Raw genomic sequence first — 6,410 nt, 5'->3', positions numbered from 1 at the left:
ATCTCACTTCTAACCTCTCACCTCTCACCTCTCAATCGCTCGACTTGCATGTGTTAGGCACGCCGCCAGCGTTCGTCCTGAGCCAGGATCAAACTCTCCATTAATACCTTGAAAAGCTTGCGCTGGCTCCCTGGAATTACTTCGCCTTCTCGCCTTCCTCAAGGCTTTCTGACGAGGTCTTTCCCATCCTTAACCCGCTGTTCAGTTTTCAAGGACCACTGCCGCTTACCGCAGCACAAGTATTATTGTATCACACTTGCCCACTAAAAATCAACAACCAATTTTTAGATTTTCTTTGCCCTGTTTTTCCATTCAGGCACCTTTTACCGGTGCCGTCAGGCGGCAATGATAAATATACCATAGGGTAGATTTCATGTCAATATGTTGATTAAGTTTCAGTTAAATTATTCATCGGCATTGACCCGGGCCACAGATACCAGCTTGTCTCCCGGTGCCAGGCGCATAAGGGTAACACCCTGGGTGGCGCGTCCCATGGTGGAAACTTCACCGGCTTTGAGACGGATGATAATTCCTTCTGCACTGATGGCCATAAACTCCTCACCGGGCAGAACCACCTGCAGGGCGATAACCTCTCCCGTTCGCCCGGTAACACGGGCGCTGATAATTCCCCGGCCGCCCCGGGACTGCCGCCGGTACTCCGTCAATGAAGTACGCTTGCCATAGCCGTTGGCCATAACCACCAGTACATCACCATTGGGGCGAACCGTATCCATGGCCACCACCGCATCACCCGGTTGGAGGTTGATTCCTTTCACACCCCTGGATGCGCGTCCGTGAGGGGCCACCTCTTTTTCCGGAAAACGGATAGCCAGCCCCTGAGCGGTGCCCAGGATAATTTCCTCCCCGCCGTCAGTCAACTTCACTTCCACCAGTTCATCTCCCTCATCCAGGTTTATGGCAATAATGCCGTCCCGGCGGGATGTGTCAAAATGCTCCAGTTCAGTTTTCTTCACCACCCCGTTCCGGGTGGCCATAAACAGGTAATAACCCTTTGCGAAATCCCGCACCGGTATGACCGCGGTAATCCTTTCTTCCTGATCAATGTAAAGCAGGTTGACAATGGCCGTTCCCTTGGCCTGCCGGCCCGCTTCGGGAATCTCATGCACCTTTAAACGATACACCTTTCCCCGGTTGGAAAAGAACAAAAAGTAATGGTGGGTACCGGTAATAAACAAATGCCGCACAAAGTCCTCTTCCTTTGTGCCCATGGCGGTAACCCCGCGCCCACCCCTTTTCTGGCTACGGTAAAGATCCAGGGGCATGCGCTTAATGTAACCCTGATTGGTGATGGTGATGACCACTTCTTCCTCCGGGATAAAATCTTCCGCTTCCGGGTTTTTTGCCTCTTCGTCAATTACCGTGCGCCGGGCATCGGCAAACTTTTGCTTAATCTGGGTGATCTCTTCTTTGATTATGTGTAATATCTTTTTTTCATCGGCCAGGACGCTTTTCAGATAAGCAATCTTTTCCCGTAACTCCCTGTATTCCGCCTCCAGCTTATCCCTTTCCAAACCGGTTAACCGCTGCAGGCGCATTTCCAGAATGGCTTCGGCCTGCTTTTCCGAAAGGCCGAATTTTTCCATCAGGCCCTGCCTGGCTATCTCCACCGTCCGGGAGGCACGGATGAGGTTGATCACTTCATCAATGTGGTCCAGGGCAATGCGCAATCCTTCTACAATATGCGCCCGCGCTTCGGCCCGGGCCAGATCAAAGCGGGTGCGCCTGGTCACCACTTCCTTCTGGTGGTCCAGGTAATGCTCCAACACCTGCTTCAAGTTTAGCACCCGTGGCTGACCTCCGACCAGGGCCAGCATGATCACACCAAAGGTATCCTGCATCTGGGTATGTTTGTAGAGCTGATTGAGGATGACCTGGGGCTTGGCGTCCCGGCGCAGCTCAATCACCACGCGCATACCCCGGCGGTCCGACTCATCCCGCAGATCGGTAATGCCGTCGATTTTCTTTTCCCGGACCAGTTCCGCTATTTTTTCGATCAATTTGGCCTTATTTACCAGGAACGGCAGTTCATGTACGATAATGGCACTCTTGCCCCCGCCAATTTTTTCAATGGAAGCCTGGGCGCGCACCCTGATGGTGCCCCTTCCTGTTTCATAGGCTTCCCGGATGCCGCTGCTGCCCATTATCTTGCCGCCGGTGGGAAAATCGGGACCTTTGATTGCCCGCATGATCTCCTGGATGGTCACTGCAGGATTGTCAATAAGCATGATCACCCCATCGATTACTTCGCCCAGATTGTGGGGCGGTATGTTGGTGGCCATGCCCACGGCGATTCCCGCCGATCCGTTGATCAGCAGGTTGGGAATGCGTGCCGGCAAAACGGTGGGTTCGCTGGTACGGCCGTCGTAATTGGGAATAAAATCTACCGTTTCCTTTTCAATGTCGGCCAGCATTTCACTGGCAATGCGGGACATACGGGCTTCCGTGTAACGCATGGCCGCCGGAGGGTCGCCGTCCACCGAGCCGAAGTTGCCATGGCCATCCACCAGCGGGTAACGGCTGGCAAAGTCCTGGGCCATGCGCACCAGGGCGTCGTATACGGCCATGTCCCCGTGGGGGTGGAAATCCGACAGCACCGCACCGACGATATTGGCGCTCTTGCGGTGCGGGCGGTCCGCCGTCAACCCCAGTTGGTGCATGGCATAGAGAATGCGCCGGTGTACAGGCTTCAAACCGTCCCGCACATCGGGCAGCGCCCGGCCCACGATTACGCTCATGGCGTAATCCAGGTAAGAGTGTTTCATTTCCTCGTTGATGTTGATTGATATAACCTTACCCAGGGTAGGCGGCAAAAAAGGTCACCTCGACAGTTATGACTTTTTAGTCTTTTTTTTGTAATTAATATCAGTCTTTTGGGACGATCGCCGCGAGTACCTTTCGTTATACATCCAGGTTCCGCACCATTCTGGCGTTTTCCTGAATAAATTCCCGCCGCGGTTCCACCCGGTCGCCCATGAGCATGGAAAAGATGGCGTCGGCTTCAATGGCGTCCTCCAGATCCACTTTTAAAACAGTCCTTTTTTCCGGATTCATGGTGGTATCCCACAGCTGTTCGGGGTTCATTTCCCCCAGACCTTTGTACCTCTGTATGTTGACCCCTTCCCGGCCAATTTCGCTTAGCACAGCCTCCAGTTCCGCATCACTGTAGGCATACCGGTCCACCTTGCCCTTGCGGACCCGGTAAAGGGGGGGTTGGGCAATATAGACATAGCCGGCCTCGATGAGCGGACGCATGTAACGGTAAAAGAATGTCAATAAAAGGGTTCGAATATGCGCCCCGTCCACATCGGCGTCACTCATTAGAAAGATCCGGTGATAGCGCGCCTTTGATATATCAAAGTCCTCTCCGATACCCGTACCCAGGGCGGTGATCAGCGCCCGTATTTCATCGTTGCCCAGGATCTTGTCCATGCGGGCTTTCTCCACGTTGAGAATTTTGCCCCGCAATGGCAGGATAGCCTGAAAACGCCGGTCCCGTCCCTGCTTGGCCGAACCGCCGGCCGAGTCGCCCTCCACCAGGTAAAGCTCCGTTTTACTGGGATCCCGGTCGGAACAATCGGCCAGCTTGCCCGGCAGGGCAGTGGTTTCCAGAGCGCTTTTGCGCCGGGTCAGTTCCCTGGCCTTGCGGGCTGCTTCCCTGGCCCGGGCGGCTGTAATGGCTTTATCCATTATTTTCCTGGCCACCGGGGGGTTCTCCTCCAAAAAGGTGGCCAGCCCCTCAGAAATAATGGAATCGGTGATTCCCCGCACATCGCTGTTGCCCAGTTTGGTTTTGGTCTGCCCTTCGAACTGGGGCTCCGGAACCTTGACATTTAAGACGGCCGTCAATCCTTCCCGAATGTCTTCTCCGGAGAGGGTGGTCGTACCGTTCTTGAGCAGGTTGTATTTTTTTCCATAGTCGTTAATCGCCCTGGTCAAAGCGGTTTTAAATCCCGCTTCGTGGGTACCCCCATCCACGGTGTGGATGTTGTTCACATAGGAGAAAAGGTTTTCCACATAGCCGTCGGTGTACTGGAGGGCTGCCTCCACCTGTATATTGTCCTTTTCCCCGAAGATGTAAATGGGTTTAGGGTGCAGAACTTCCTTGTTCCTGTTCAGATGCCGGACAAAGTCCCTGATACCGCCCTCGTGTTCAAAGGTTACCTCCTGGCCGGTGCGATCATCCCGAAAAATTATTTTTACACCGCGGTTTAAAAATGAAAGTTCCCGTAACCGCTGGTTCAGTGTCTCGTGACTGAAGACCAGTTCCTCAAATATTTCCGGATCCGGCTTAAAGGAAACCCTGGTTCCGGTGCTCTTTGTTTTGCCTATTTTGGTCAGGGGGGTTACCGCCGATCCCCGCTCGTAACGCTGGTGATAAATATACCCTTCCCGGTGCACCTCCACTTCCAGCCACTGGGAAAGGGCGTTCACCACCGATACACCCACACCGTGCAGTCCACCGGATACCTTGTAAACCGTGCCGCCGAATTTACCCCCGGCGTGCAGCATGGTCAGTACGGTTTCCACGGCCGGCAGGCCGGTTTTGGGATGGATGTCCACGGGAATGCCGCGACCGTTATCGGTTACCGTAACGCTGTTGTCCTCGTGGATCACCACTTCGATGTGGTCGCAGTAGCCGGCCATGGCTTCGTCGATGCTGTTGTCGACCACCTCGTAAACCAGGTGATGTAACCCCCGGGGACCCGTGCTGCCGATGTACATACCCGGGCGTCGCCGTACGGCTTCCAGGCCCTCCAGCACCTGGATTTCCTCTGCTCCATAACGGTTGTTCATATCCTGTTCCAGCAAGGCCGGAACCTCCATTTCTTTTTGTCCTGAATAAGCATTTTACTATAATCATAACCGGATGGCAACCTGTCCCGTGTAAACGTCCCCTGGTCCTTCAGGTTATTCCGGTTCTATAATTTCCGTTTCCACCCTCTTCTTTAACGTGGCACAGGAAATGGGTGAACCGTATACCCCTTTGACCGTCAGTACATAGGACTTTATCTTCCCGGGTTCGGTCAACAGGTGCAGTTTCTTTTCGTCCCGGGCTATTTCTAAGAATTCGCCCGTTGCGGCTGCTGAATGGGTACGTACATTCAAAATGGCTACCACGTCTTTTTTAAGAATGGACTTATCCGTGCCGAGGTGAAGAAACATGACTCACGCCTCCTAAGTAATGGTCGCTGGTCGTTAGATTTTAAGAATAAATCTGCCAAAGCAAATTCCGGTTGAAGGTGTTTAATTCGATTCTTATCTGGTCCGTTATGGTAAACTCTTTATTTGTCCTTCCGCTATGGTAAAAATCATGGAAGAAATATTCTTTTCATGAATATCCGGAAGGGTGCTGCTGGTTATGAAAACCTGGATCAAACCGCGTACCCTCCCCAGCAACTGCTCCCGCCTGGTTCGGTCGAGCTCGGATAATACGTCGTCCAGCAGTAATACCGGATATTCCCCCTTTTCCCGGTAGGATAGTTCCAGTTGGGCCAGTTTCAATGATAGAACGATGGTACGCTGCTGGGCCTGGGAGGCGTATTGCCTGGCATCGTATCCATTTATAGAAAAGAAGAGGTCATCCCGGTGGGGCCCGGTTAGAGTCTGGCCGTGGGCCACCTCTTCTTTGTGCCGGCTGGAAAGCCTGCTGTTAAACAGGCCCAGGATTTCTTTCTCCCCTTCCGTTCCGGTTAGAGGTAGGGTGGAAAAGTAACTGATTCCGGGTTTTTCCCTGGATTGGGAAATATCGCTGTGAATTTCCCGGAATAAAGGGGCCAGACGGGACAGCATGGCCAGTCGGACGGCTGTCACCCTGGCACCATAAACGGCCAGCTGTTCGTCCCAGGGAAACAATTCTTCAATGTGCGCCAATCTTTCCCGGATGCGTTGCAAAAGTCCGTTACGCTGGCTGACAACCTGCAGGTAGCGCTTCAAATATTGATCGTAGCCCGGATAAAGAAGACAGAGTTCTCCATCCAGCCAGCGGCGTCTTTCCCGGGGGCTACCCTTAACCAGGGTCAAATGGTCCGGGGTAAAAATCACCGGCAGAACGGGTTGCTCCCGTTTTTTCAGCTTTCGGGTATTCAATTCCCGTTCTATTTTTCCCCCGGAGGTAAGTGTGTTTCTGATGGTAACCTGTTGATCATGCCATATTAACTGGATTTCCACCCGGCTGTGGGAAGCATTCCACAGAACGGTTTCCTTTTCCCGGCTGGTACGGAAGGAACTGCCGGTCAGGCCAAAAAAAATGGCCTCCAGGAGGTTGGTTTTGCCCAGGGCGTTGCCACCCACGATTATGTTTATTTTATCATGGGGTTGCCAGGAAAGAAAATGGTAATTGCGAAAGTTTTCCAGCATAATCCTTTTAATATACAAAATTAAACTTCACC

At 53.0% G+C, this 6,410-nt stretch carries 4 protein-coding genes and 1 rRNA gene; all 5 read right to left on the bottom strand.

Annotated features, from left to right (window positions below; genetic code table 11):
* Nucleotides 1-104: ribosomal RNA gene (locus GFC01_RS13425) — 16S ribosomal RNA — on the bottom strand; the annotation flags it as partial.
* A gap of 300 nt (nucleotides 105-404) precedes the next feature.
* Nucleotides 405-2,831: a DNA gyrase subunit A gene (gene gyrA, locus GFC01_RS13420; RefSeq protein WP_152947680.1), complete on the bottom strand. Its 2,427-nt coding sequence runs from the start codon at nucleotides 2,829-2,831 to the stop codon at nucleotides 405-407.
* An 88-nt stretch (nucleotides 2,832-2,919) separates the two neighbouring features.
* The gene (gyrB, locus tag GFC01_RS13415; protein WP_194174950.1) at nucleotides 2,920-4,845 is read right to left on the bottom strand and encodes a DNA topoisomerase (ATP-hydrolyzing) subunit B; all 1,926 of its coding nucleotides are present in this window, start codon (nucleotides 4,843-4,845) and stop codon (nucleotides 2,920-2,922) included.
* A gap of 84 nt (nucleotides 4,846-4,929) precedes the next feature.
* Nucleotides 4,930-5,184, bottom strand: coding sequence for an extracellular matrix regulator RemB (gene remB, locus GFC01_RS13410; protein WP_152947678.1), 255 nt, complete (start codon nucleotides 5,182-5,184; stop codon nucleotides 4,930-4,932).
* 105 nt (nucleotides 5,185-5,289) lie between these two features.
* Entirely contained in the window at nucleotides 5,290-6,396 is a 1,107-nt protein-coding gene (recF, locus tag GFC01_RS13405) for a DNA replication/repair protein RecF (RefSeq protein ID WP_152947677.1), read from the bottom strand.
* Between the last annotated feature and the right edge of the window lie 14 nt (nucleotides 6,397-6,410).

Source organism: Desulfofundulus thermobenzoicus (genome assembly GCF_009428905.1).
GTDB lineage: Bacteria > Bacillota > Desulfotomaculia > Desulfotomaculales > Desulfovirgulaceae > Desulfofundulus_A > Desulfofundulus_A thermobenzoicus.
The sequence above is the reverse complement of the archived record's forward strand: the minus strand, read 5'-3'. Positions and strand labels throughout refer to the sequence as shown.

Bases quoted from the DNA above. Each gene is read 5' to 3' on its own strand.
- remB (WP_152947678.1), bottom strand. From the start codon at position 5,184: ATGTTTCTTCACCTCGGCACGGATAAGTCCATTCTTAAAAAAGACGTG.
- gyrB (WP_194174950.1), bottom strand. From the start codon at position 4,845: ATGGAGGTTCCGGCCTTGCTGGAACAGGATATGAACAACCGTTATGGA.